27 protein-coding genes are annotated in these 25,311 nt (G+C 59.3%); 11 read left to right on the plus strand and 16 right to left on the minus strand.

Annotated elements, in window-relative coordinates:
• Nucleotides 1-10: 10 nt before the first annotated feature.
• Together ACNYC6_RS24050 and ACNYC6_RS24055 are read right to left on the minus strand one after the other, a co-directional pair.
• Nucleotides 11-457, minus strand: a complete 447-nt coding sequence (locus ACNYC6_RS24050; protein WP_419709457.1) for an NUDIX hydrolase — start codon at nucleotides 455-457, stop codon at nucleotides 11-13.
• 186 nt (nucleotides 458-643) lie between these two features.
• Nucleotides 644-2,869: an NADP-dependent isocitrate dehydrogenase gene (locus ACNYC6_RS24055; RefSeq protein WP_419709458.1), complete on the minus strand. Its 2,226-nt coding sequence runs from the start codon at nucleotides 2,867-2,869 to the stop codon at nucleotides 644-646.
• A gap of 493 nt (nucleotides 2,870-3,362) precedes the next feature.
• Here ACNYC6_RS24055 and icd point away from each other — a divergent pair, with 493 nt between their 5' ends.
• Entirely contained in the window at nucleotides 3,363-4,619 is a 1,257-nt protein-coding gene (gene icd / locus ACNYC6_RS24060) for an NADP-dependent isocitrate dehydrogenase (RefSeq protein ID WP_008015544.1), read from the plus strand.
• Between the two features lie 79 nt (nucleotides 4,620-4,698).
• On the opposite strand, the gene cspD is transcribed toward icd, so the two are convergent.
• Nucleotides 4,699-4,953 (minus strand): cold shock domain-containing protein CspD, encoded by a 255-nt coding sequence (gene cspD / locus ACNYC6_RS24065; RefSeq protein ID WP_419709459.1) that lies wholly within the window; start codon nucleotides 4,951-4,953, stop codon nucleotides 4,699-4,701.
• A 224-nt stretch (nucleotides 4,954-5,177) separates the two neighbouring features.
• On the opposite strand from cspD, the gene clpS reads away from it, so the two are divergent.
• Together clpS and clpA are read left to right on the plus strand one after the other, a co-directional pair.
• Nucleotides 5,178-5,561, plus strand: a complete 384-nt coding sequence (clpS, locus tag ACNYC6_RS24070; protein WP_020799529.1) for an ATP-dependent Clp protease adapter ClpS — start codon at nucleotides 5,178-5,180, stop codon at nucleotides 5,559-5,561.
• 30 nt (nucleotides 5,562-5,591) lie between these two features.
• Nucleotides 5,592-7,862: an ATP-dependent Clp protease ATP-binding subunit ClpA gene (clpA, locus tag ACNYC6_RS24075; RefSeq protein ID WP_419709460.1), complete on the plus strand. Its 2,271-nt coding sequence runs from the start codon at nucleotides 5,592-5,594 to the stop codon at nucleotides 7,860-7,862.
• Between the two features lie 139 nt (nucleotides 7,863-8,001).
• On the opposite strand, the gene infA is transcribed toward clpA, so the two are convergent.
• The 4 genes from infA to trxB all read right to left on the minus strand — a co-directional run bounded on the left by infA (nucleotide 8,002) and on the right by trxB (nucleotide 10,801).
• A complete protein-coding gene (gene infA, locus ACNYC6_RS24080; protein ID WP_002553999.1) occupies nucleotides 8,002-8,220 on the minus strand; it encodes a translation initiation factor IF-1 in 219 nt (72 codons plus the stop codon).
• Nucleotides 8,221-8,332: 112 nt separating this feature from the next.
• Entirely contained in the window at nucleotides 8,333-9,040 is a 708-nt protein-coding gene (locus ACNYC6_RS24085) for an arginyltransferase (RefSeq protein WP_338581870.1), read from the minus strand.
• A 57-nt stretch (nucleotides 9,041-9,097) separates the two neighbouring features.
• Nucleotides 9,098-9,778, minus strand: coding sequence for a leucyl/phenylalanyl-tRNA--protein transferase (gene aat, locus ACNYC6_RS24090; RefSeq protein ID WP_419709461.1), 681 nt, complete (start codon nucleotides 9,776-9,778; stop codon nucleotides 9,098-9,100).
• Nucleotides 9,779-9,841: 63 nt separating this feature from the next.
• Complete coding sequence (gene trxB / locus ACNYC6_RS24095) at nucleotides 9,842-10,801, minus strand: thioredoxin-disulfide reductase (protein ID WP_419709462.1); 960 nt, start codon at nucleotides 10,799-10,801, stop codon at nucleotides 9,842-9,844.
• A gap of 318 nt (nucleotides 10,802-11,119) precedes the next feature.
• Between trxB and ACNYC6_RS24100 the strand changes: the two genes are divergently transcribed.
• The 6 genes from ACNYC6_RS24100 (at nucleotide 11,120) to cysG (ending at nucleotide 18,754) form a co-directional block, all read left to right on the plus strand.
• A complete protein-coding gene (locus ACNYC6_RS24100) occupies nucleotides 11,120-13,528 on the plus strand; it encodes a DNA translocase FtsK (RefSeq protein ID WP_419709463.1) in 2,409 nt (802 codons plus the stop codon).
• A 66-nt stretch (nucleotides 13,529-13,594) separates the two neighbouring features.
• Nucleotides 13,595-14,218: an outer membrane lipoprotein chaperone LolA gene (gene lolA / locus ACNYC6_RS24105; protein ID WP_338581865.1), complete on the plus strand. Its 624-nt coding sequence runs from the start codon at nucleotides 13,595-13,597 to the stop codon at nucleotides 14,216-14,218.
• A 148-nt stretch (nucleotides 14,219-14,366) separates the two neighbouring features.
• Nucleotides 14,367-15,689 (plus strand): replication-associated recombination protein A, encoded by a 1,323-nt coding sequence (locus ACNYC6_RS24110; RefSeq protein WP_419709464.1) that lies wholly within the window; start codon nucleotides 14,367-14,369, stop codon nucleotides 15,687-15,689.
• Nucleotides 15,689-16,063 carry a fluoride efflux transporter CrcB gene (crcB, locus tag ACNYC6_RS24115; protein WP_419709465.1) on the plus strand — a complete coding sequence of 125 codons (375 nt, stop codon included), beginning with the start codon at nucleotides 15,689-15,691 and terminating at the stop codon, nucleotides 16,061-16,063. The genes ACNYC6_RS24110 and crcB overlap by 1 nt, the downstream gene beginning before the upstream one ends.
• Nucleotides 16,064-16,078: 15 nt before the next feature.
• Nucleotides 16,079-17,359: a serine--tRNA ligase gene (gene serS, locus ACNYC6_RS24120; RefSeq protein WP_419709466.1), complete on the plus strand. Its 1,281-nt coding sequence runs from the start codon at nucleotides 16,079-16,081 to the stop codon at nucleotides 17,357-17,359.
• Complete coding sequence (gene cysG, locus ACNYC6_RS24125; protein WP_419709467.1) at nucleotides 17,360-18,754, plus strand: siroheme synthase CysG; 1,395 nt, start codon at nucleotides 17,360-17,362, stop codon at nucleotides 18,752-18,754.
• A 116-nt stretch (nucleotides 18,755-18,870) separates the two neighbouring features.
• On the opposite strand, the gene ACNYC6_RS24130 is transcribed toward cysG, so the two are convergent.
• The 7 genes from ACNYC6_RS24130 to ACNYC6_RS24160 all read right to left on the minus strand — a co-directional run bounded on the left by ACNYC6_RS24130 (nucleotide 18,871) and on the right by ACNYC6_RS24160 (nucleotide 22,997).
• Nucleotides 18,871-19,872 carry a glutathione S-transferase family protein gene (locus ACNYC6_RS24130; protein WP_419709468.1) on the minus strand — a complete coding sequence of 334 codons (1,002 nt, stop codon included), beginning with the start codon at nucleotides 19,870-19,872 and terminating at the stop codon, nucleotides 18,871-18,873.
• Nucleotides 19,873-19,962: 90 nt separating this feature from the next.
• Nucleotides 19,963-20,964 carry a glycosyl transferase family protein gene (locus ACNYC6_RS24135; RefSeq protein ID WP_419709469.1) on the minus strand — a complete coding sequence of 334 codons (1,002 nt, stop codon included), beginning with the start codon at nucleotides 20,962-20,964 and terminating at the stop codon, nucleotides 19,963-19,965.
• Entirely contained in the window at nucleotides 20,961-21,296 is a 336-nt protein-coding gene (locus ACNYC6_RS24140) for a TusE/DsrC/DsvC family sulfur relay protein (RefSeq protein ID WP_419709470.1), read from the minus strand. Before ACNYC6_RS24140 ends, ACNYC6_RS24135 begins: the two co-directional genes overlap by 4 nt.
• Nucleotides 21,293-21,586, minus strand: a complete 294-nt coding sequence (gene tusB / locus ACNYC6_RS24145) for a sulfurtransferase complex subunit TusB (protein WP_419709471.1) — start codon at nucleotides 21,584-21,586, stop codon at nucleotides 21,293-21,295. Before tusB ends, ACNYC6_RS24140 begins: the two co-directional genes overlap by 4 nt.
• Nucleotides 21,586-21,948, minus strand: a complete 363-nt coding sequence (tusC, locus tag ACNYC6_RS24150; protein WP_419709472.1) for a sulfurtransferase complex subunit TusC — start codon at nucleotides 21,946-21,948, stop codon at nucleotides 21,586-21,588. Before tusC ends, tusB begins: the two co-directional genes overlap by 1 nt.
• 1 nt (nucleotide 21,949) lies before the next feature.
• Nucleotides 21,950-22,342, minus strand: a complete 393-nt coding sequence (gene tusD / locus ACNYC6_RS24155) for a sulfurtransferase complex subunit TusD (protein ID WP_419713005.1) — start codon at nucleotides 22,340-22,342, stop codon at nucleotides 21,950-21,952.
• A 325-nt stretch (nucleotides 22,343-22,667) separates the two neighbouring features.
• Nucleotides 22,668-22,997, minus strand: a complete 330-nt coding sequence (locus ACNYC6_RS24160) for a DUF6388 family protein (protein ID WP_419709473.1) — start codon at nucleotides 22,995-22,997, stop codon at nucleotides 22,668-22,670.
• A 126-nt stretch (nucleotides 22,998-23,123) separates the two neighbouring features.
• Between ACNYC6_RS24160 and ACNYC6_RS24165 the strand changes: the two genes are divergently transcribed.
• A complete protein-coding gene (locus ACNYC6_RS24165) occupies nucleotides 23,124-23,474 on the plus strand; it encodes a hypothetical protein (RefSeq protein WP_419709474.1) in 351 nt (116 codons plus the stop codon).
• Nucleotides 23,475-23,534: 60 nt separating this feature from the next.
• Here ACNYC6_RS24165 and ACNYC6_RS24170 read toward each other — a convergent pair whose 3' ends face one another.
• Nucleotides 23,535-23,960, minus strand: coding sequence for a GNAT family N-acetyltransferase (locus ACNYC6_RS24170; RefSeq protein ID WP_419709475.1), 426 nt, complete (start codon nucleotides 23,958-23,960; stop codon nucleotides 23,535-23,537).
• A gap of 146 nt (nucleotides 23,961-24,106) precedes the next feature.
• Between ACNYC6_RS24170 and ACNYC6_RS24175 the strand changes: the two genes are divergently transcribed.
• A complete protein-coding gene (locus ACNYC6_RS24175; protein WP_419709476.1) occupies nucleotides 24,107-24,544 on the plus strand; it encodes a hemerythrin domain-containing protein in 438 nt (145 codons plus the stop codon).
• Between the two features lie 122 nt (nucleotides 24,545-24,666).
• Here the strand turns inward: ACNYC6_RS24175 and ACNYC6_RS24180 are convergent, their stop codons facing one another.
• Complete coding sequence (locus ACNYC6_RS24180) at nucleotides 24,667-25,179, minus strand: methylated-DNA--[protein]-cysteine S-methyltransferase (RefSeq protein ID WP_419709477.1); 513 nt, start codon at nucleotides 25,177-25,179, stop codon at nucleotides 24,667-24,669.
• Between the last annotated feature and the right edge of the window lie 132 nt (nucleotides 25,180-25,311).

A 25,311-nucleotide genomic window follows, 5' to 3' on the forward strand; every position in this document is an offset into this window, starting at 1 on the left:
GCGCACAAGGCTAAAGAGAAGGACGGATCAATTCGAGGTCGAAGTGATTGCCGGCCAGGTAGTCGTCGATGCAACGGATGATCAACTCGCTGCGCCAGTTGTCGCGCTGCTCGATTAATTCGTCACGGGTCAACCACTTGGCGCCGACGATGCCATCGTCCAGTTGATAATCCGGGTGGTGTTGCAGCGGTTTGGCGATGAAGCAGACCCGTTGGTAGGTCACGCCATTGCTCGGGGCCGTGTACAGATAAATGCCCAGTACGCCGGTGGGTTCGACGTCCCAGCCGGTTTCTTCGAGGGTTTCACGGGCTGCGGCTTCGGTCAGGGTTTCGTTCGGGTCGAGATGACCGGCGGGCTGATTGAGCACCACGCGCCCGTGCTTGAGTTCTTCGACCATCAGGAAACGGCCGTTGTCTTCGACGATGGTAGCGACGGTGATGTGGGGTTGCCAGTCCATGAAAGTTCCTTGGTCTGTAAGTTGAAGTCCGATCTCTGTGGGAACTGGCCTGCCGGCGATTGCGGTGGGTCAGTTATCATCAATGTCGACTGATAAGCCGCCATCGCCGGCAGGCCGGCTCCCACAGGGGTTATTGGAAACAGAAACCCCGGCACTGGGCCGGGGCTTCTTTGCTTCCTTACAACCTTAAACCAACGCTGCAACCGCTGCGTTGAAAGTTGCGCTAGGACGCATGGCCTTGCTGATCAGCTCGGCGTCGGCGTGGTAGTAACCGCCGATGTCCACTGGCTTGCCCTGAACGGCGTTGAGTTCGGCAACGATGGTTGCCTCGTTCTCGGTCAGGGTCTTGGCCAGGGTCGCGAACTGCGCTTGCAGTGCAGCGTCTTCGGTCTGGGCGGCCAGGGCTTGAGCCCAGTACAGCGCCAGGTAGAAGTGGCTGCCGCGGTTGTCGATGTTGCCGACTTTGCGCGATGGCGACTTGTTGTTGTCCAGGAACTGGCCGGTGGCCTGATCCAGGGTCTTGGCCAGAACCAGCGCCTTCGGATTGTTGTAGGTCACGCCCAGGTGTTCCAGGGACGCGGCCAGGGCCAGGAATTCACCCAGCGAATCCCAGCGCAGGAAGTTCTCTTCCAACAGCTGCTGAACATGCTTCGGAGCCGAACCGCCGGCGCCAGTTTCGAACAGGCCACCGCCATTCATCAGCGGCACGATCGATAGCATCTTGGCGCTGGTGCCCAGTTCCATGATCGGGAACAGGTCGGTCAGGTAGTCGCGCAGTACGTTGCCGGTCACCGAGATGGTGTCCTTGCCTTCGCGGGTGCGCTGCAGGGTGTACTTCATGGCCTCGACTGGCGCCATGATCTGGATGTCCAGACCGGCAGTGTCGTGATCCTTCAGGTAAGCCTGAACTTTCTCGATCACCACGCCGTCGTGGGCGCGCATTGGGTCCAGCCAGAAAATCGCTGGCGTGCTGCTGGCGCGAGCACGGTTGACGGCCAGTTTGACCCAATCCTGAATCGGCGCGTCTTTGGTCTGGCACATGCGGAAGATGTCGCCGGCTTCAACCGACTGCTCCAGCAGCAAGGTGCCGTTGGTGTCGGTCACGCGGACAACACCGTTGGTCTTGATCTGGAAAGTCTTGTCGTGGGAACCGTACTCTTCGGCTTTTTTCGCCATCAGGCCAACGTTCGGCACGCTGCCCATGGTGGTTGGGTCGAAGGCTCCGTTTACCTTGCAGTCTTCGATCACTGCCTGGTAGATGGTCGCGTAGCAGCGATCCGGGATCACCGCCTTGGTGTCGTGCAACTGGCCGTCGGTGCCCCACATCTTGCCGGAGTCACGGATCATGGCCGGCATCGAGGCGTCGACGATGACGTCGCTCGGCACGTGCAGGTTGGTGATGCCTTTGTCGGAGTTGACCATCGCCAGGGAAGGGCGAACGGCGTAGACCGCTTGAATGTCAGCTTCGATGGCGGCTTGTTGCTCGGCCGGCAGGGCCTTGATGCGAGCGTACAGGTCGCCGATGCCGTTGTTCAGGTTGAAGCCGATCTGAGCCAGCACATCAGCGTGCTTGGTCAGTGCGTCTTTATAGAACTCGGCAACGATCTGGCCGAACATGATCGGGTCGGAGACCTTCATCATGGTCGCTTTCAGGTGAACCGACAGCAGCACGCCCTGGGCCTTGGCGCTTTCGATTTCAGCGGCGATGAAAGCGCGCAGAGCATTTTTGCTCATGACGGCGCAATCGAGGATCTCGCCAGCCTGAACGCTGGTTTTTTCTTTCAGGACGGTGGTGGTGCCGTCTTGAGCGATCAGCTCGATCTTCACGGCGCCAGCGGCGTCGATCAGGGCGGCTTTTTCGCTGCCGTAGAAATCGCCGGTGCTCATGTGCGCGACGTGGGACTTGGAGTCCGCAGCCCAGGCGCCCATTTTGTGCGGGTGCTTGCGAGCGTAGTTCTTGACCGATAGCGGAGCGCGACGGTCGGAGTTGCCTTCACGCAGAACCGGGTTTACCGCGCTGCCCTTGACCTTGTCATAGCGCGACTTGACTTCTTTGTCGGCGTCGCTGGTCACGGTTTCCGGGTAGTCCGGCAGGGCGTAGCCCTGGGCTTGCAGTTCTTTGATCGCGGCTTGCAGTTGCGGAACCGAGGCGCTGATGTTTGGCAGCTTGATGATGTTGGCTTCAGGCGTAACGGCCAGGGCGCCCAGTTCGGCGAGGTGGTCGGCTACGGCTTTGTCGCCCAGTTGCTCGGGGAAGCTGGCCAGGATGCGCCCTGCAAGAGAGATATCGCGGGTTTCAACGGCGATATCAGCCGAGGCGGTGAACGCCTCTACGATAGGCAACAGTGAATAGGTGGCGAGGGCTGGGGCTTCGTCGGTGAAGGTATAGATGATCTTCGAGCGGGTGGGCATATTCGGATTAACTCTCTCTTCTTTGCTAAAGCGTGCGCAGAAACTCGAGGGGCGCCGGGTAAGCGCGTTCGTTCAAAGTCATCCATGAGCCGAATATCGAGATTTCGTTGCTGTGATGTTGGGTGCATCAGTAGGGCGTCAAGCAGCCGGTCTGCGGTAACAGGCCGGCCTGTCGGGCTGAAAGTCTCGTCATAGAGCCTTTCAGTCGTCGTGACCCTTTGGTCAGCGCCGGCATTATACATAGGTAGCTGGCAATCTGCCGATGGTTCATACGCAACGATTCTCGTCCATTGGTCTAAAGGTCGCAGGGGCGAGTGCGGCAAGATGTCATTCGTCGTGCTTGATTTTGGCGCTTTTCCCTTAGCTTTCAGGCTTGTAGCGCGCCAGTTGCAGGGCTTTGCGGCATATGGACAGAACATAGGGTTTGCGCGTTGATTTAACTGGGTTACGCTCGAACCAAGCCAGATGTTCAATCCAATCAATGGAGTTCAGCATGGGTTACAAGAAGATTCAGGTTCCAGCCGTCGGCGACAAAATCACCGTCAATGCAGACCATTCTCTCAATGTTCCTAATAACCCGATCATCCCCTTCATCGAAGGTGACGGCATTGGTGTCGACATCAGTCCGGTCATGATCAAGGTTGTCGATGCTGCTGTGAAAAAGGCTTACGGCGGCGAGCGCAAGATTTCCTGGATGGAAGTGTACGCCGGGGAAAAAGCGACTCAGGTTTACGATCAGGACACCTGGCTGCCTCAGGAAACCCTGGACGCGGTCAAGGATTACGTGGTTTCCATCAAGGGCCCGTTGACCACGCCGGTCGGCGGCGGTATCCGTTCCCTCAACGTAGCGCTGCGCCAGCAACTCGACCTGTACGTCTGCCTGCGTCCGGTACGCTGGTTTGAAGGCGTGCCGAGCCCGGTCAAGAAGCCAGGCGACGTCGACATGACGATCTTCCGCGAGAACTCCGAAGACATCTACGCCGGTATCGAATGGAAGGCTGGTACGCCGGAAGCCACCAAGGTCATCAAATTCCTTAAAGAAGAAATGGGCGTTACCAAGATCCGTTTCGACGAAAACTGCGGTATCGGCGTCAAACCGGTTTCCCTGCAAGGCACCAAGCGTCTGGCGCGCAAGGCCCTGCAATATGTGGTCGACAACGATCGCGATTCGCTGACCATCGTGCACAAAGGCAACATCATGAAGTTCACCGAAGGTGCCTTCAAGGAATGGGCCTACGAAGTGGCGGCTGAAGAGTTCGGCGCGACCCTGCTTGACGGTGGTCCGTGGATGCAGTTCAAGAACCCGAAGACCGGCAAGAACGTTGTCGTCAAGGACGCCATCGCCGACGCCATGCTCCAGCAGATCCTGCTGCGTCCGGCCGAGTACGATGTGATCGCAACCCTGAACCTCAACGGCGACTACCTCTCCGACGCCCTGGCGGCGGAAGTGGGCGGTATCGGTATTGCGCCAGGTGCCAACCTGTCCGACACCGTTGCGATGTTCGAAGCCACCCACGGTACGGCGCCGAAGTACGCAGGCAAGGACCAGGTGAACCCGGGTTCGTTGATCCTGTCCGCTGAAATGATGTTGCGCCACATGGGCTGGACGGAAGCGGCTGACCTGATCATCAAGGGCACCAACGGCGCGATCTCCGCGAAGACCGTGACCTATGATTTCGAGCGCTTGATGGATGGTGCCAAGCTGGTGTCTTCCTCCGGCTTCGGTGATGCGCTGATCTCGCACATGTAAGAAAACGCAGGCACACAAAAACCGCCTGATTCAAGACGTTGAGTCAGGCGGTTTTTTATGACTGGATGACGGTGTGGTCTCAGGCCGTCACGGTCTGTTGCGTGGAAGGTGTCTCCGTTTTCGAAGCATCTACAGGGTTGCCGATCTCGACGGCATGCAGGCCCTTCGGCCCCTGGATGATTTCGAAGACGACCGCTTGCCCGGCTTTCAGGGTTTTATAACCTTCCATTTTAATGGCCGAGTAGTGGGCAAACAGATCTTCTGTCTTGCCTTCCTCGTTGATGAAACCGTAACCCTTGGCGTTGTTGAACCATTTCACCTTGCCGACAGCCATACCCAACTCCCTCTGCAACAGACTCCATCACTGGAGTATCATCCAGTTCATCCGCAGTCACTTCTTCGAAAAAAGTTGACTCCGCGGACCTTTTTTACCCACTGTGGGCTCTATTGGTTGTAACACCGTTTTGCCGATAGTCAAGGTGACCAGGCAGTCGGAGTTGAAATCGTCCAGGATCGCCCCCACCACTGTATTTGCACAACTGACGAACCTTTCTTTCCATGCATGCAATCAGCCAGATTCGACTAACATTCAATCAGGATCGCCCGACTCTCCAGAAAGATCGCCCGGAGGAACACGACGACGATTCAGCAGGCATTGCTGTCCAGGAGGCCAAGCCTGCTTTACAGGCGCCGCCGATGTACAAGGTGGTTTTGTTTAATGATGACTACACACCGATGGATTTCGTCGTCGAAGTGCTCGAGGTGTTTTTTAACCTGAATCGCGAGCTGGCGACCAAGGTCATGCTGGCCGTCCATACAGAAGGACGGGCAGTATGTGGAGTGTTTACCCGCGACATCGCCGAGACCAAGGCCATGCAGGTCAACCAGTACGCCAGGGAAAGCCAGCATCCGCTACTCTGTGAAATCGAGAAGGACGGTTAATCGCCGGACACTTGGGTATGAGGTGAAGCTATGTTAAACCGCGAGCTCGAAGTCACCCTCAATCTTGCCTTCAAGGAGGCTCGTTCGAAGCGTCATGAATTCATGACCGTCGAACACCTTCTGCTGGCCCTATTGGACAATGAGGCTGCCGCCACCGTTTTACGTGCGTGCGGCGCAAACCTCGACAAACTCAAGCATGACCTGCAGGAGTTCATCGACTCCACCACGCCATTGATCCCCGTTCATGACGAGGATCGCGAAACCCAGCCAACCCTGGGCTTCCAGCGTGTACTGCAACGTGCTGTGTTTCACGTACAGAGCTCGGGCAAGCGCGAAGTGACTGGCGCTAACGTGCTGGTCGCGATCTTCAGTGAGCAAGAGAGCCAGGCAGTGTTCCTGCTGAAACAGCAGAGCGTTGCGCGCATCGATGTCGTCAACTACATCGCCCACGGCATCTCCAAGGTGCCAGGGCACGGCGATCACTCTGAAGGTGAGCAAGATATGCAGGACGACGAGGGCAGTGAGTCTTCTTCTTCAGGCAATCCACTGGATGCTTATGCCAGCAACCTTAATGAGCTTGCACGCCAGGGTCGTATCGATCCGTTGGTAGGGCGTGAGCTGGAAGTCGAGCGCGTCGCCCAGATCCTGGCGCGTCGTCGCAAAAACAATCCATTGCTGGTGGGCGAGGCGGGCGTGGGTAAAACCGCAATTGCCGAAGGCCTGGCCAAGCGTATTGTCGACAACCAGGTGCCGGACCTGCTGGCCAACAGCGTGGTTTACTCCCTCGATCTGGGTGCCTTGCTGGCCGGGACCAAATATCGCGGCGATTTCGAGAAGCGCTTCAAGGCGTTGCTCAATGAACTGAAAAAACGTCCGCAGGCGATCCTGTTCATCGACGAAATCCACACCATCATCGGTGCGGGTGCTGCGTCGGGTGGCGTCATGGATGCCTCGAACCTGCTCAAGCCACTGCTGTCGTCCGGTGATATCCGTTGCATCGGCTCGACTACCTTCCAGGAATTCCGCGGGATCTTCGAGAAGGACCGTGCTTTGGCCCGGCGTTTCCAGAAAGTCGATGTGTCGGAACCTTCCGTGGAAGACACCATTGGAATTCTGCGCGGCCTGAAGGGTCGTTTCGAGACCCATCACAATATCGAATACAGTGATGAAGCCCTGCGCGCAGCTGCCGAACTGGCCTCGCGTTACATCAATGACCGTCACATGCCGGACAAGGCCATCGACGTCATCGACGAAGCGGGTGCCTACCAGCGCCTGCAACCGGTCGAGAAGCGTGTAAAGCGCATTGAAGTGCCGCAAGTCGAGGACATCGTCGCGAAAATCGCGCGGATTCCGCCAAAGCACGTCACCAGTTCCGACAAAGAACTGCTGCGTAACCTTGAGCGTGATTTGAAGCTGACGGTGTTTGGTCAGGATGCCGCGATCGACTCGTTGGCGACTGCGATCAAGCTGTCCCGCGCCGGCCTCAAGTCGCCTGACAAGCCTGTCGGTTCGTTCCTGTTCGCCGGGCCTACCGGTGTCGGTAAAACCGAAGCGGCGCGTCAGTTGGCCAAGGCGTTGGGCGTTGAGCTGGTTCGTTTCGACATGTCCGAGTATATGGAGCGCCACACCGTATCGCGTCTGATCGGTGCGCCTCCAGGCTATGTCGGGTTCGATCAGGGCGGTCTGCTGACCGAAGCCATCACCAAGCAACCACACTGCGTGTTGCTGCTCGATGAAATCGAGAAGGCGCATCCGGAAGTCTTCAACCTGCTGTTGCAGGTCATGGACCACGGTACGCTGACCGACAACAACGGACGCAAGGCGGACTTCCGTAACGTGATCGTCATCATGACGACCAACGCCGGGGCCGAAACCGCAGCGCGTGCTTCGATCGGTTTCACCCATCAGGACCACTCGTCCGATGCGATGGAAGTGATCAAGAAGAGCTTCACGCCCGAGTTCCGCAACCGTCTGGACACCATCATCCAGTTTGGTCGCCTCAGTCATGAGGTCATCAAGAGCGTGGTGGACAAGTTCCTCACCGAGCTTCAGGCGCAGCTGGAAGACAAGCGTGTGTTGCTGGAAGTCACCGATGCGGCTCGCAGCTGGCTGGCAGCCGGCGGTTACGACTCGGCAATGGGTGCTCGACCTATGGCGCGCCTGATCCAGGACAAGATCAAGCGTCCACTGGCGGAGGAGATTCTCTTTGGTGAGTTGGCCGAACATGGCGGTGTAGTGCACATCGACATCAAGGACGGCGAACTGACCTTCGAGTTCGAGACCACGGCTGAAATGGCCTGACGTTAAACCGCAGTACAGCAAAAAGGCGCCGGTTGGCGCCTTTTTGCTGTCTGTCATAATCACCGGCAGTGCGCGGTCGCTAAATCGCAGGCAAACAAAAACGCCCGGCAATTATGCCGGGCGTTTTGTATTGACTTGATTAGCGAGCGCGGTAAGTGATGCGCCCTTTGCTCAAGTCATAGGGCGTCAGTTCGACGCGCACTTTGTCACCGGTAAGAATACGAATGTAGTTCTTGCGCATCTTGCCGGAAATATGCGCGGTTACGACGTGCCCATTTTCCAACTCCACGCGAAACATGGTGTTGGGCAGGGTGTCGACGACAGTGCCTTCCATTTCGAAGCTGTCTTCTTTCGACATGCAGTAAAGCCCTCGGTGTCCAGTGAATGGCCCGGTGCAACTGCGCCAGGCAAAAGCGGCGTGCATTGTGCCCGAAAAGTGGAGGTCAAGCCAAGGGGTTTAAGGGTGTGCTCTAGTTCAGAACGACCCAGCGCTGGTTAACCAGCAGCTCTATGGGACGATATTGGGTCTTGTAACTCATTTTTTTGCAGTTCTTGATCCAGTAGCCCAGGTACACCGCGTCCAGCCCCAGGCGTCGGGCTTCGGCGATTTGCCAGAGGATGGCGTAACGCCCCAGGCTGCGGCGCTCTTCGGCGGGTTCATAGAAGGTGTAGACCGCCGACAGACCGTTGGGCAGAAGGTCGGTGACGGCGATCGCCAGCAACCGTCCGTCGAGACGGAATTCATAGAACCGTGAAAACGGCAGGTCGCGCACCAGAAACGTGGAAAACTGATCGCGACTGGGTGGGTACATGTCGCCGTCGGCATGCCGCTCTTCGATGTAGCGCTGATAAAGGTCGAAATACTCTTCGCTGAAACCTGGCTTGGCCGGACGCACCTGCAAGTCGGCGTTGCGCTTGAAAATACGTTTCTGCTGACGGTTAGGCGTGAATTGGGCTACAGGAATGCGCGCCGGTACGCACGCATTGCAGTTCTGGCAATGGGGGCGATACAAGTGGTCGCCACTGCGACGAAAGCCCATTTCCGACAGGTCTGCATAGACATGCACATCCATGGGCTGGCTAGGGTCCAGGAACAGGGTCGTGGCCTGCTCCTCAGGCAGATAGCTGCAAGAGTGGGGCTGAGTGGCATAGAACTTCAAACGCGCCAACTCGGTCATGATCAACCCTCGGGATAATGCTTTCGATTAAGTGTAAGCCACGCGCGCAAAAGTCGCTCAGCAAACCCAGGTTGCGCGGCTGGGTTGATCCAGATATTGCGACAGATAGCCAGCAAACGCGCTGCGCGGGATCGCCCGGGCGCCCAGGCTGTGCAGATGGTCGGTGGGCATCTGGCAGTCGATCAGGACAAAGCCTGAGTCTTTCAAATGTCGCACCAGTGTGGCAAAGCCATATTTGGATGCGTTGTCGGCGCGACTGAACATGGATTCGCCGAAAAACAGCCGCCCCATCGCCAGGCCATACAGCCCGCCGACGAGCGTGCCCTGATCCCAGACCTCCACCGAATGCGCGTAACCGCGTTTGTGCAGTTGCAGGTAGGCGTCCTGCATGGCACCGGTAATCCAGGTGCCGTCGGCGTACTCCCGAGGCGCGGCGCAGGCGCCGATGACCGCGGCAAAATCCTGATCGAAGGTCACTTGATAGCGTTGCTGGCGCAGCAATTTGCGCAGGCTGCGGGATACGTGCAGTTCGTCGGGAAACAGCACGGTGCGCGGGTCTGGCGACCACCAGAGGATCGGCTGGCCTTCGGAGAACCATGGAAAGCAACCGTGGCGGTAGGCCTGAATCAACCGATCGGCAGACAGGTCGCCGCCGGCGGCCAACAAGCCGTTGGGGTCGCGCATGGCTTTTTCCAGCGGCGGGAAAGTCAGGGAGTTGCGTTGTAACCAAGTCAGCATGGCGTCCGGGCTTACAGAAGGGGAGGGCGGTGGCGAGCTTGAGGCTCGCCACTCAGTGTGCCGTTAAACGGCGGGAATGTCGTCGAGGTATTTTTCCGCATCGAGGGCCGCCATGCAGCCAGCCCCGGCGGAGGTGACTGCCTGGCGATAGACGTGATCGGCCACGTCGCCGGCCGCAAACACGCCTTCGATGGCAGTTGCGGTGGCATCACCTTCGCTGCCGCCCTTGACCAGCAGGTAGCCGTCGCGCATTTCCAGTTGGCCGACGAACAGGTCGGTATTGGGTTTGTGGCCGATAGCGATGAACACGCCAGAAACCGCCAGTTCCTTGAGTTCGCCGGTATGGCTGTCGCGCAGGCGGGCGCCGGTCACGCCGCTCGCATCACCCAGCACTTCATCCAGATTCTGGTTCCAGTGCAGGCGGATGTTGCCATTGGCGGCTTTCTCGAACAGTTTGTCCTGAAGGATTTTCTCTGAGCGCAGCTTGTCGCGACGATGAATCAGGTGCACTTCGCTGGCGATGTTCGACAGGTACAAGGCTTCCTCAACGGCCGTGTTGCCGCCGCCGACCACGGCAACCACTTGCTTGCGATAGAAGAATCCATCGCAGGTCGCGCAGGCCGAAACCCCTTTGCCGGCAAATGTTTCTTCCGATGGCAGGCCCAGGTATTGCGCGGAAGCGCCGGTGGCGATAATCAGTGCGTCGCACGTGTAAGTGCCGCTGTCGCCGGTCAACTCGAACGGGCGCTGTTGCAACTTGGCCGTATGGATGTGGTCGTAGACGATCTGTGTGTCAAAGCGTTCGGCGTGTTTTTGCATGCGTTCCATGAGGACCGGGCCGGTGAGACCTTCGACATCACCTGGCCAGTTATCGACTTCGACGGTGGTGGTGAGCTGGCCACCTGCCTGTATGCCGGTAATGACAACGGGTTTGAGGTTGGCGCGGGCGGCATACACGGCTGCGCTGTAACCGGCGGGGCCGGAACCCAGAATGATCAGGCGGTGATGTTGCGCTGCGCTCATAAAAACACCTCATAAGCCTTTGTCACAAAAGAGAATGCATGCTCAAATTGAGTCGCATGTAGTGTGCTTTTGACTATGCTGCATACAAGTGTTGCAAGCATGGCATCGGACGAGCAAACCCGTACAATGCCTGGCTGTAACCGTGTTTGTAACAAAATAAGCAATGCGCTTCGTGTTTATAAAAACCGGGGCGCAGTGTTAAAAGTAGTACCAGTTACGCCGGTTAACTTTTTTACCTGCCTGGATTGGGCAGTTTTTTACCGTTTTTTAAAGACATTCATCAGATGGACGCGCCTTGGGCGCAGGAAAAGTAGCGTTTTGAAGAAATCCACCGAAGCACCCAAAACAGTCGTTCCGCTCTGGCGTCAGCATTTGCACTACCGCCTCAAGGAAGGTGCATTGATCGCCATCGGTGCCTTGTGCCTGTTCCTGATGATGGCCTTGCTGACCTATGGCAAGGACGATCCGGGCTGGAGTCACAACAGCAAGATCGACGACGTGCAGAACTTCGGCGGCCCGGCAGGCTCCTACAGCGCCGATATTCTGTTCATGGTGTTGGGTTACTTCGCCTATATCTTCCCGTTGTTGCTGGCGATCAAGGCTTACCAGATCTTCCGTCAGCGCCACGAGCCGTGGCAGTGGAGCGGCTGGCTGTTTTCCTGGCGTTTGATTGGCCTGGTGTTCCTGGTGCTGTCCGGCGCTGCGCTGGCGCATATCCATTTCCATGCCGCCACCGGCCTTCCGGCGGGCGCTGGTGGTGCGCTGGGCGAAAGCCTTGGCGACCTGGCCAAAAACGCGCTGAACATTCAGGGCAGCACGTTGCTGTTCATCGCTCTGTTCCTGTTCGGCTTGACCGTATTCACCGACCTGTCGTGGTTCAAGGTGATGGACATCACCGGCAAGATCACCCTCGACCTGTTCGAACTGTTCCAGGGCGCCGCCAATCGCTGGTGGGCGGCCCGTAACGAGCGCAAGCAACTGGTCGCGCAATTGCGTGAAGTCGACGACCGTGTCCACGACGTGGTCGCGCCGACCGTCACCGACAAACGCGAGCAGGCCAAGGTCAAGGAGCGCCTGATCGAGCGCGAGCAGGCCCTGAGCAAGCACATGTCCGAGCGTGAGAAGCAGGTGCCGCCTGTTATTGCACCGGCGCCGGTCAAGCCCGCCGCACCGAGCAAGCGTGTCGAAAAAGAGAAACAGGCACCGCTGTTCGTCGACAGCGCCGTGGAAGGCACCTTGCCACCGATCTCGATTCTCGACCCGGCGGAAAAGAAACAACTCAATTATTCGCCTGAATCCCTGGCTGCGGTTGGCCACCTGCTGGAAATCAAGCTCAAGGAATTCGGCGTAGAAGTCGCCGTGGATTCGATCCATCCGGGCCCGGTGATTACCCGTTACGAAATTCAGCCTGCCGCGGGCGTGAAAGTCAGCCGAATCGCCAACCTGGCCAAAGACCTGGCGCGTTCCCTGGCCGTGACCAGTGTGCGGGTGGTGGAAGTGATTCCGGGCAAGACCACGGTCGGTATCGAAATTCCGAACGAAGACCGGCAGATCGTGCGTTTCTCCGAGGTGCTGTCGACTCCCGAGTACGACAACTTCAAATCGCCGGTCACCCTGGCCCTGGGTCACGACATCGGTGGCAAGCCGGTCATCACCGACCTGGCGAAGATGCCGCACCTGCTGGTAGCCGGTACAACCGGTTCCGGTAAGTCGGTGGGTGTGAACGCGATGATCCTGTCGATCCTGTTCAAGTCCGGCCCGGAAGACGCCAAGCTGATCATGATCGACCCGAAAATGCTTGAACTGTCGATCTACGAAGGCATTCCGCACCTGCTGTGTCCGGTGGTTACCGACATGAAGGACGCCGCCAACGCCCTGCGCTGGAGCGTTGCCGAGATGGAGCGCCGCTACAAGCTGATGGCGAAGATGGGCGTGCGAAATCTGTCGGGTTTCAACGCCAAGGTCAAGGAAGCCCAGGACGCCGGCGAGCCGTTGAGCGATCCGCTGTACAAGCGCGAAAGCATCCACGACGAAGCGCCACTGCTGCAAAAGCTGCCGACCATTGTGGTGGTCGTCGACGAATTCGCCGACATGATGATGATCGTGGGCAAGAAGGTTGAAGAACTGATCGCCCGTATCGCCCAGAAGGCCCGTGCTGCCGGTATCCACTTGATCCTCGCGACCCAGCGTCCGTCGGTTGACGTGATCACCGGTCTGATCAAGGCCAACATCCCGACGCGCATGGCGTTCCAGGTATCGAGCAAGATCGACTCGCGGACCATCATCGACCAGGGCGGCGCCGAGCAACTGCTTGGTCACGGTGACATGCTGTACATGCCGCCGGGCACCAGCCTGCCGATCCGTGTCCACGGTGCGTTCGTTTCCGATGATGAGGTACACCGGGTGGTCGAAGCCTGGAAACTGCGCGGTGCGCCTGAGTACAACGACGACATCCTTAACGGTGTCGAAGAGGCGGGCAGTGGCTTTGAAGGCAGCAGTGGCGGCGGCGACGGCGATGATCCCGAGGCTGACGCGCTGTACGATGAGGCGGTGCAGTTCGTTCTGGAAAGCCGCCGCGCTTCCATTTCCGCGGTTCAGCGCAAGCTGAAAATCGGCTACAACCGCGCCGCGCGCATGATCGAAGCCATGGAAATGGCCGGGGTCGTGACGTCCATGAATACCAACGGTTCGCGTGAAGTCCTGGCCCCAACGCCGGCGCGCGACTGAGCTGATATGAAAGGGGGGGCGTCCTGAGGCGCCACCCGCACTCCCACGAATGTAATGAGGACTCCCATGCGTCTGATCCGCATGCTGTTGCTGCCGGTACTGGCTTTGACCACGCTCTCGGCCCACGCCGATGACAAGGACGTGGCGCGTCTGACCCAACTGCTGGAAAAATCCCAGACCCTGAGCGCACGTTTCTCGCAACTGACCCTCGATGGCACTGGCACTCAGTTGCAGGAAACAGCTGGCGAGATGTCGTTGCAGCGTCCGGGCCTGTTCTACTGGCACACCAATGCTCCTGCCGAGCAGACCATGGTTTCCGACGGCAAGAAAGTCACCTTGTGGGACCCGGACCTGGAGCAGGCCACCATCAAGAACCTCGACCAGCGTCTGACCCAGACGCCGGCGTTGCTGTTGTCCGGTGACGTGTCCAAGATCAGCGAAAGTTTCGACATCAGCGCCAAGGAAGCCGGTGGCGTGATCGACTTCACCTTGAAGCCCAAGACCAAGGACACCTTGTTCGACAGCCTGCGCCTGTCGTTCCGCAACGGTCTGGTCAATGACATGCAGCTGATCGACAGCGTCGGCCAGCGCACCAATATCCTGTTCACCGGGGTGAAGGCCAATGAGCCGATCCCGGCTTCCAAGTTCAAGTTCGACATCCCCAAGGGTGCGGACGTGATCCAGGAGTAACACGCACAACCCTGTAGGAGCGAGCCTGCTCGCGATGGAGTCCGGTCAGTGCGCATTGATATCGAATGCAGTACCGCTATCGCTAGCAGGCTAGCTCCCACAGGGATCTGCGGTGTTCAAATCTTGCAGTGAGGTTTCACCCGATACCATGGATCTGTTCCGCAGCACCCCAATCGCCCAACCCTTGGCCGCCCGCCTGCGTGCGACCAATCTGGACGAGTACGTCGGTCAGGAGCACGTGCTCGCTCGCGGCAAGCCTTTGCGCGAGGCACTGGAGCAGGGTGCCCTGCATTCGATGATTTTCTGGGGACCGCCGGGCGTGGGCAAAACCACCCTGGCGCGATTGCTGGCGGAAGTCTCGGAAGCGCATTTCGAAACGGTGTCGGCGGTCCTGGCCGGGGTCAAGGAGATCCGTCAGTCGGTGGAAATCGCCAAGCAGCAGGCCGCGCAGTACGGTCGGCGCACGATTCTGTTCGTCGACGAAGTGCACCGCTTCAACAAGTCGCAGCAGGATGCATTCCTGCCTTACGTTGAAGACGGTACGCTGATTTTCATTGGTGCGACCACCGAAAACCCCTCGTTCGAACTCAATAACGCCTTGCTCTCCCGTGCGCGGGTCTATGTGCTGAAAAGCCTCGACGAAGCCGCACTGCGCAAACTGGTGCACCGTGCGCTGACCGAAGAACGCGGCCTGGGCAAGCGCAACCTGACCCTCAGTGATGAAGGCTTCCAGATGCTGCTGTCGGCCGCCGATGGCGATGGCCGGCGCTTGCTCAATCTGCTGGAAAACGCCTCGGACCTGGCGGAAGACAACAGCGAAATCGGCACCGACCTGCTGCAAAGCCTGCTCGGCGATACCCGTCGGCGTTTCGACAAGGGTGGCGAGGCGTTCTACGATCAGATCTCCGCACTGCACAAATCGGTGCGCGGCTCCAACCCCGACGGCGCGTTGTACTGGTTTGCGCGAATGATCGACGGCGGTTGCGATCCGTTGTACCTGGCCCGGCGCGTGGTGCGCATGGCCAGCGAAGACATCGGCAACGCCGACCCGCGTGCGTTGAGCCTATGTCTGGCAGCGTGGGAAGTGCAGGAGCGCCTCGGCAGCCCCGAAGGCGAGTTGGCGGTGGCCCAGGCCATCACCTATCTGGCCTGCGCGCCGAAAAGCAACGCGGTGTACATGGGCTTCAAGACCGCACTGCGCGCCGCCGCCGAACATGGTTCGCTGGAAGTGCCGCTGCACCTGCGCAACGCGCCGACCAAGCTGATGAAGCAGCTGGGCTACGGCGACGAATACCGTTATGCCCACGACGAACCTGATGCCTACGCCGCCGGGGAAGACTATTTCCCGGAAGAACTCGACCCGATCCCGTTCTATCAACCGGTGCCCCGTGGCCTGGAGTTAAAGATCGGCGAAAAGCTCAACCACCTGGCAAAACTCGACCGTTTAAGCCCGAGGCAGCGGAGAAAATAGTGCTTCCATTGATTGTTGCGGTTTCTGTCGGCGGGATGGCCGGCACCTTGTTGCGCTTCGCCACCGGCAACTGGATCAACGCTAATTGGCCGCGGCACTTCTATACCGCGACGCTGGCCGTTAATATCGTCGGCTGTTTGCTGATCGGCGTTCTTTACGGTCTGTTTTTACTGCGCCCGGAAGTGCCCATTGAGGTACGCGCCGGGTTGATCGTTGGCTTCCTTGGGGGACTGACGACTTTTTCATCTTTTTCACTGGATACCGTGCGCCTGCTGGAAAGCGGGCAGGTGCCGCTGGCCCTGGGCTATGCTGCCATCAGCGTATTCGGCGGGCTGCTCGCCACTTGGGCCGGCCTGTCCCTGACCAAACTTTGATAACGAGAGACCGACATGCTCGATTCCAAACTGTTACGTAGCAACCTTCAGGACGTAGCGGATCGCCTCGCATCCCGTGGCTTTGCCCTGGATGTCGCGCGCATTGAAGCGCTGGAAGAACAGCGCAAAACCGTTCAGACCCGCACCGAAGCCCTGCAGGCAGAACGCAACGCACGCTCCAAATCCATCGGTCAGGCCAAGCAACGTGGCGAAGACATCGCGCCTTTGATGGCCGACGTCGAGCGCATGGCGGGCGAATTGAGTGCCGGTAAAGTCGAACTGGACGCGATCCAGACCGAGCTGGATTCGATTGTACTTGGCATCCCCAACCTGCCGCACGAATCCGTACCCGTCGGCAAAGATGAAGACGACAACGTCGAAGTGCGTCGCTGGGGCACCCCGACCGCTTTCGATTTCCCGGTTCAGGACCACGTGGCCCTGGGCGAGAAGTTCGGTTGGCTGGATTTCGAAACCGCCGCCAAGCTGTCCGGCGCCCGTTTCGCCTTGCTGCGCGGTCCGATCGCCCGTATGCACCGCGCCCTGGCGCAGTTCATGATCAACCTGCACGTCACCGAACACGGCTACGAAGAGGCTTACACGCCTTATCTGGTTCAGGCTCCGGCGCTGCAAGGCACCGGCCAGTTGCCTAAGTTCGAAGAAGACCTGTTCAAGATCACCCGCGAAGGCGAAGCCGACCTGTACCTGATCCCGACCGCCGAAGTGTCGCTGACCAACATCGTGGCCGGCGAAATCGTCGATTCGAAACTGCTGCCGATCAAGTTCGTCGCCCACACCCCGTGCTTCCGCAGCGAAGCCGGTGCATCGGGCCGCGATACCCGCGGCATGATCCGCCAGCATCAATTCGACAAAGTCGAAATGGTACAGATCGTCGAGCCGTCGACCTCCATGGAAGCGCTGGAAGGCCTGACCGCCAACGCCGAGAAAGTCCTGCAACTGCTGGAGCTGCCGTACCGCACCATCGCGCTGTGCACCGGCGATATGGGCTTCGGCGCGGTCAAGACCTACGACCTGGAAGTGTGGATCCCGAGCCAGGACAAGTACCGCGAAATCTCGTCGTGCTCCAACTGTGGCGACTTCCAGGCCCGTCGCATGCAGGCGCGTTTCCGCAACCCGGAAACCGGCAAGCCTGAACTGGTGCACACCCTGAACGGTTCCGGCCTGGCGGTCGGTCGTACCCTGGTAGCGGTGCTGGAGAACTATCAGCAAGCCGACGGTTCGATCCGCGTACCTGAAGTGCTCAAGCCGTACATGGGTGGCCTCGAGGTTATCGGCTAAATGAACTATCTGCCGCTGTTCCATAACCTTCGCGGCAGTCGTGTGTTGGTCGTCGGCGGGGGGGAAATTGCCTTGCGCAAATCCCGTCTGCTGGCCGATGCCGGTGCGCTGCTGCGGGTGGTTGCACCTGAAATCGAAACGCAATTGCGCGAACTGGTAGCCGGCAGCGGTGGCGAGTGCCTGGTGCGTGGATATGCCGAAGCGGATCTCAATGGTTGCGGGCTGATCATTGCCGCCACTGACGACGAAGCGCTGAACGCACAAGTCTCCGCCGATGCCCATCGGCGTTGCGTGCCGGTCAACGTGGTCGACGCGCCTGCGCTGTGCAGCGTGATTTTCCCGGCGATCGTCGACCGTTCGCCGTTGATCATTGCGGTGTCTAGCGGCGGCGATGCGCCGGTGCTGGCGCGCTTGATCCGCGCCAAGATCGAAACCTGGATTCCTTCGACCTACGGCCAACTGGCTGGGCTGGCGGCGCGTTTTCGCCATCAGGTGAAAAAACTGTTCCCGGATGTGCAGCAGCGCCGCGCGTTCTGGGAAGAGGTTTTCCAGGGGCCAATTGCTGATCGTCAACTGGCGGGGCAGGGCGGTGAAGCCGAGCGTCTGCTGCAAGCGAAAATCAATGGCGAAGCGCCGGTAGCGACTGGCGAGGTGTATCTGGTGGGCGCAGGGCCGGGTGATCCGGATCTGCTGACCTTCCGCGCCTTGCGCCTGATGCAGCAAGCCGATGTGGTGCTGTACGATCGCTTGGTGGCACCGACGATTCTGGAGTTGTGCCGTCGCGACGCCGAGCGGGTTTATGTCGGCAAGCGTCGCGCTGATCACGCCGTGCCGCAGGATCAGATCAACCAGCAACTGGTGGATTTGGCCAAGCAAGGCAAGCGCGTGGTGCGGTTGAAGGGCGGTGATCCGTTCATCTTCGGCCGTGGCGGTGAAGAGATCGAGGAACTGGCGGCCCATGGCATCCCGTTCCAGGTGGTGCCGGGTATCACAGCGGCCAGTGGTTGCGCGGCCTATGCCGGGATTCCGCTGACTCATCGCGATTACGCGCAGTCGGTGCGCTTCATTACCGGTCACCTCAAGGATGGCTCCAGTGATCTGCCGTGGCCCGACCTGGTCGCACCGGCGCAGACCCTGGTGTTCTACATGGGGCTGGTGGGTTTGCCGATCATCTGTGAACAGTTGATCAAGCACGGTCGCGGCGCCGATACCCCGGCGGCACTGATCCAGCAGGGCACAACGGTCAATCAGCGGGTGTTCACCGGCACGTTGGCCGATTTACCTCGATTGGTGGCGGAGCATGAAGTGCATGCGCCGACCTTGGTGATCGTGGGTGAAGTGGTGCAACTGCGCGAGAAACTGGCGTGGTTTGAAGGGGCTCAGGGGCAGGTCTGAAAACCGAGTCGGCTCCATCGCTAGCAGGCTAGCTGCCACACTGGATTTGTGTCGTTTCACACATCCCCTGTGGGAGCTAGCTGCTAGCGATTGGGGCCTTGATACCTGCAAAAACCTCAGGCACTTTGCCAAGTCCCTTTGCCACTCAACCGCTCCCGATCATGGGGCGCGGTGAAGTCTTGCGTCGGACCCTTGGGCACGATACCGGTCGGGTTGATGGTCTTGTGGCTGCCGTAGTAGTGATGCTTGATGTGGGTGAAATCCACCGTCCCGGCAATCCCCGGCCACTGGTAAATTTCCCGCAACCAGTTCGACAGGTTCGGATAATCGGCAATGCGCCGCAGGTTGCACTTGAAGTGGCCGTAGTACACCGCGTCAAAACGAATCAGCGTGGTGAACAGGCGAATGTCCGCTTCGGTCAGGTATTCGCCGGTCAGGTAACGGTTGGCGTCCAGCACCTGCTCCAGATGATCCAGTTCGGCAAACACATCGTCGAACGCCTCTTCATAGGCCTGCTGTGACGTGGCGAAACCGGCGCGGTACACGCCGTTGTTCACTGCCGGGTAGATCCGCTCGTTCAGCGCATCGATCTCACTGCGCAGCGGGGCCGGGTAGAAGTCCAGGTCATTGCCGGTCAACTCATCGAAGGCGCTGTTGAACATGCGGATGATTTCCGCCGATTCATTGCTGACGATGCGCTGCTGCTGTTTGTCCCACAGCACTGGCACGGTGACGCGGCCAGTGTAGTCGGCGGTATCGGCGGTGTAGCGCTGGTGCATGAATTCGAAACCGTCGAGTTTGTCGCCGGTAGAGCCCAGCGTCTTGTCGAAAGTCCAGCCGTTTTCCAGCATCAGCCAACTGACCACCGACACATCGACCAGGCTTTCCAGGCCCTTGAGTTTGCGCAGGATCAACGTGCGATGGGCCCACGGACAGGCGAGGGACACGTAGAGGTGATAGCGACCAGGTTCGGCAGCAAAACCACCGACACCGCTCGGGCCGGGTTGGCCGTCAGCGGTGACCCAGTTGCGACGCTGCGCCTGCTCACGCTGGAACGCGCCGTCCTTGCTGCTTTCGTACCACTTGTCTTGCCAGCGACCTTCAACTAACAGACCCATGTTCGAGACTCCTCAACCGATAAGCGTTGGAGAGGAGTCTATTCCGATAGGTTCGATAAAAAAGCGCAAAGGTTGATAGGTTGTGATCGATTAAATCGATTTATTCCGAGCGTCCCAGTATTGCTGGGCGGTTTCGAACGCCCGCTCGCGAGTCTGGCCGAGGCCACGCAAGGCCAGCGCCATGGTGGAGATCAGGGCCATTTGCGGGTAGCTGTCGACCACATCGCCACGCCAGACGGCTTTCAGATGTTCTGGCTCAAGTGATGCCGGTTTGACGTGGCGCTGGCTCGACAGTTGCGGCCATTCCTCATCCCAGCTTTCACCGCCTGTGGTGCCGTACAAATGGCTGTCGGCGTCCGGGTTGATTTCGATTTCGCCGCCATCGCCTTTGACCACAATCGCGGTGTCGCCGAGCAAGCCGCTGGCATCGCGATGCACTGCCTGGTAGCCGGGGTGGAAAATGCTTTGCAAACCACAACGCGCGCCCAGCGGATTGAGAATCCGCGCCAGCGAGTGGATTGGAGAACGCAGGCCCAGGGTGTTGCGCAGGTCGATCATCCGTTGGAGCTGTGGCGCCCAGTCCACCAGTGGCATGAACGCCAAGCCGCCATTGTCCAGGGCCGTGCCGACCTGCTGCCAGTTGCGGCACAGCGGGATGTTTAGTTCCTCCAGCAATTGCTCGCTGTACAGCCGACCCGCCGTGTGCGCTCCGCCGCCGTGCATGAAAATACGCACGCCGTTCTGCGCCAGGCACTTGGCTGCCAACAGATACCACGGCAGATGACGCTTCTTGCCGGCGTAGGTCGGCCAGTCCAGATCGACCGCCATTGCCGGTGGATTCAAGCGCTCGCGCAAGGCCTCGGTGAAGCCGGCCATTTCCTCGGCGCTTTCTTCCTTGTGCCGCAACAGCATCAGGAATGCGCCGAGCTGGGTTTCCTCGACCTTTTCATCGAGCACCATGCCCATGGCGGCACGGGCTTCTTCGCGGGTCAGGTCGCGGGCGCCGCGTTTGCCTTTGCCGAGGATTCGTACGAACTGGGCGAACGGGTGTTCGGCGGGCGTTTCGAGGGTCAGCGCTGGATAGTCGGTCATAAGCAATTCGTCGGTTTGGGCAGGCCCGCCAGTTTCGCGGCGAGTTTGGCGGGGGTGCCTTTGAACAATTGGTTCAGGTGCAGGCTGTTGCCCTTTTCCGGACCAAGCTTCAATGCGGTGTATTTGATCAGCGGTCGGGTGGCCGGCGACAACTGGAACTCGGCGTAGAAACTGCGCAGCAGTTCGAGGATTTCCCAGTGTTCGGGGCTCAACTCGATGTCTTCGGCGGCCGCCAGGGCGCAGGCGACTTCTGCCGACCAGTCACTCAGTTCGACCAGGAAACCGTCTTTGTCCAACTCGATGGCGCGGGCGCCGACCGTCAATGCATTCATAGCCAACTGTTGACCTTGTCGTGGCGGATCGACAGTTCGACGAAGGCCGGGTAATCGATGGCTTCGGCCCAGTCCGGAACGTCGATGGCCCGGGCCTGGGCGTCTTCGGCCAGAACGTAGAGCTTGAGGCTGCGAGCGTTCAGTGCATTGAACGGTGCGGTGCCCGGCTGCAAGGCATAGGCGGCGTCGCCGGACAGCAGCAGCGCGTCATCGGCGCCGATCACGCGCAGGCAACTGCTCAAGCGTTCGTCGCCGAAGGGAGAGTGAGACAACACATGCAAAGTCGACATCAGAGGGTGATCACCTGGTCGTAACGGTCAATAAGTGCAGTGATTTCAGCGGCGGCCAGCGCCTGGGCTTCCTCCAGCGACAGCGTGCTCGGGTCTAGCCCACGCTGCGCCGCGCTGTCGGCACAGACGAACAGCGCTTCGACACCGAACATCGGCAAGGCCTGAAGGTTAGCGCTCAGGTCTTTCTGTTGCAGGGCCTTGGCGTCCTGTTTCGGCGCGAGCTGGAACACACCGTCATCGAGAAACAGCAAACCGATCGGCAGATCGAAAGCGCCGCCGGCCAGCACGATGTCCAGCGCTTCCCGTGCGCCCGGCCCGGCCCACGGTGCCTGGCGGCTGATGATCAACAAGGATTTGGCCATGTTATGCGCCTCCGAAACAGATCAGGCGGTCGGCATCCTGCACCGCGTCATGCAACTGGCCGAGCCCGGACAATTCCCACGGTGCACCGACGGCGATGGCTTCGCGTTGATAGCGCTTGGCTTCTTCCTCGTTCAACACGCCTCGGCGCAAGGCGGCGGCGATGCAGACCACGCCATCCAGTTTTTGCTCGCTGACGAAGGTGCGCCATTGCTTGGGCACGTCGAGCTCGTCCTGGGGCGTGACCATGCTGCCGGATGCGTTGTAGACGCCATCCTGATAAAAAAACAGCCGGACAATTTCATGCCCGCCGGCCAGCGCGGCCTGGGCAAACAGCAAGGCGCGGCGCGAGGAGGGCGCATGAGCGGCGGAAAACACGGCGATGGCGAACTTCATGACGGACTCGATCAGCGAAACTGCGGCCATGATAAAGCTTTATCGGCGGGGGCGGCTAAATCGATGTTGCCTGTGAGGGCCTGATCGCTGGCAGGCCAGCTCCGACAGGTTTTGTGGTGAGCTTGCATGGACAGCAGCAGGGGTGGGGCTCGGCGCCCACTTAGCCTCAGCCGGCTGAGCCAGCCCCGGCCACCGGCTCACACACAAATAGCCTGGACGCACCAGCCTGCGTCTGGTGATCCTCGTCGCGACGTTCACCCTCGGCAATGCGCTGTGCGGTCGGGTGGCGGAAGGCACCATGGGCTGTGATGTCCTTGAGCGGTGGTCAGGGTTTTATTCCGTACAAATCGCAATACTCCAGCCAGTCCATGCCGGCCATCTCCGCCACCTCCCGGTGCACGGCAACGCGCTGGGCCTCGTATTCCTGCGGTGTGTCGGCAGTCAGTTGCAGGGTCAGCTCCCAAGCGAACAATCCCAGGCGCTCGGCTTCTTCTTCAAAGGCTTCATGCAAGCGCTCCTCGCGAAACCGAGCTTGGGTCTCGCCCTTGGCCTGAGCCAGCAGCGGGTTTAGATTGTCCAGTTGATGGAGCAACTCGGGACGTTCATCGAGAAATTTTTTCAGTGCCTGTTCGTGTTGCAGCTCGGATGCCGCCATGGTCACTCCTTGAGAACCGATTAGGGTCGCGAATCGTCGCACGGTGTCGCGGTATAAATGAAGTAAAGCAGAACGATTCGCGGTGCCACGGTGATACAGTCCGCTATTTCCTGAAGAGGCAATGCAATGCGAATTCTGATGGTAGCGCTGGCCGCTGCCTTGCTGGTGGGATGCGCGGGCTCGGCAATGAACGATGCTCGCACCAAGGCCCCGTACAAAACCCTGAACTCGGACAAACCGGCCAAAGACGTCGCCCAGTGCGTGCAGTTTTCCTGGCAGGACGAATCGGTGTTCGGTGTTGATGCCGCTGCTTACCTGGAGCCAGCGCAGAAGGGCGGCACCACGGTTTACACCCGCTCGGCGGAGTCTTTCGTGGACGTGACTACCAATGCCTCGGGCACTGTGTTGAGCTACTACGCGCAGCAGGACGACTTCGTTGCCAAGCGCCGGTTGGCGGCGTTGGCCACCTGCCTGTAAGTCGATGCAATTTCCCAGTAGGAGCGAGCAGGCTCGCTCCTACTGGGTTTTGTGTATTGATCAGTAATTTAAGCGCTTCTGAAAGAAGAAATGCTTGTGCCCCGGCGGGTAGTCGGCGATGTGCCCGATCTCGCTATAACCGCATTTCTTGTAGAACTCCGGCGCCTGGAATTCAAAGGTTTCCAGCCACAGACCGACGCATTCCTTTTCCCGCGCCAGGTCTTCCGCCATCTGCATCAGCTTCGTGCCCATGCCCTGTCCACGGGCCTGTTCCGGCACCGCCAGCAGGTCGATGAACAACCACTGATAAAACAGCCGGGCATAAACGCCGCCGACAATCTCATCGTTGTCGTCGCGTATCAGCAGCGCGATATGTTCCGGTGGCGGGCTCGCGGACTTCGAGGTGTTATAGGCGCGCAACGGCACGAGGATCGCCTCACGTTCTTCGTTGCTGGGGTTGTGCTTGCGTTCGATACGCAGGGTCATGGCTATATCCTTATGGCTGTGAAAGCGCAGCCTATCGTGGTCGACGCCAATGTTCCATCACCACAATGAGGATGGAACCGTCGCCTTCGCGCCGATGTCATTTGTTGTGACGCGCCATTGCCGAGCGCGACCGATGAGGACACGCCGTGAATATTTTCGAAGCCTTGCGCGAAAGCCATGAACGCCAGCGGACTTATGCCAAGGCGCTGATCCACACCAGCGGCGATACCCCTGAACGGGTCGAGGCCTACAAGCAGCTCAAGTCCGAATTGCAGGCCCACGAGACGGCTGAAGAGCGGCATTTCTACATCCCGCTGATGGAGTTCGACAACGGCGTCGACCTCAGTCGCCACGCCATCGCCGAGCATCACGAAATGGACGAAATGATGGAGGAACTGGACGAGACCGAGATGTCCAGCCCGGCCTGGCTGGCGACCGCTAAGAAGCTGTCGGAAAAGGTTCATCACCACCTCAAGGAGGAGGAGCAGAAGTTCTTCCAGATGGCGGGCAAAATGCTCGATGACAAGCAGAAAGAGGCGCTGGCCGGGCAGTACGAGAAGGAGTACAAGGCGCAGCTTTCCTGATTCAGTAACGCCTTCCCCTGTAGGAGCGAGCCTGCTCGCGAAAAAACGACTGGATAATGCGGTCATTCAGACAGGGCGCGTTATCGTTGACGTCCATCGCAAGCAGGCTCGCTCCTACAGGGTTAGAAGCCAGGCAGACGGGATGTGCCTGGCCAATGCCCGCCTTCCAGCGTCAGCAACAATTCCTTCGCCTCCAGCCCCCCGGCAAACCCGGTCAATTTCCCCGACGCGCCTATCACCCGGTGGCACGGTGCAATAATCGATATCGGGTTCTTGCCATTCGCCGCGCCCACCGCCCGCACCGCGTTCGGGTTGCCGATCTGTTCGGCGATCTGGCTGTAGCTGCGGGTTTCGCCGAAAGGGATGGTCAGCAGCGCTGCCCAGACCTTTTTCTGAAATTCCGTGCCGACAAAATCCAGGTCCAGTTCAAATCGCTGACGTATACCAGTGAAATATTCGCGCAGTTGCTCGGCGGCACGCATCAGGATCGGGTTGTCCGGCGCTTCGTTCATCGGGCCGAGGCGCACGCGGCCGGGGTTGTCGTTTTCCCAGAGGATGGCGACCAGTCTTGATCCGTTCGCCACCAGCTTCAACTCGCCGACCGGGGAGGCAAGGGTGGTGCAGGTGTAAGTCATGCCGCAGGCCCTGCCTGATTGTTGAACAGGTGTTAAGGATACTGCTTCGCCGGGGAGGCGCAATACGCAATCCCGACCATACTTGGCTCCTGCTTTTGACGAATTTTCATACTTAAAAACAAGAAGAGACCG

The sequence above is a fragment of the Pseudomonas sp. NFX224 genome (genome assembly GCF_048565165.1).
In the GTDB taxonomy this organism is placed as follows: domain Bacteria; phylum Pseudomonadota; class Gammaproteobacteria; order Pseudomonadales; family Pseudomonadaceae; genus Aquipseudomonas.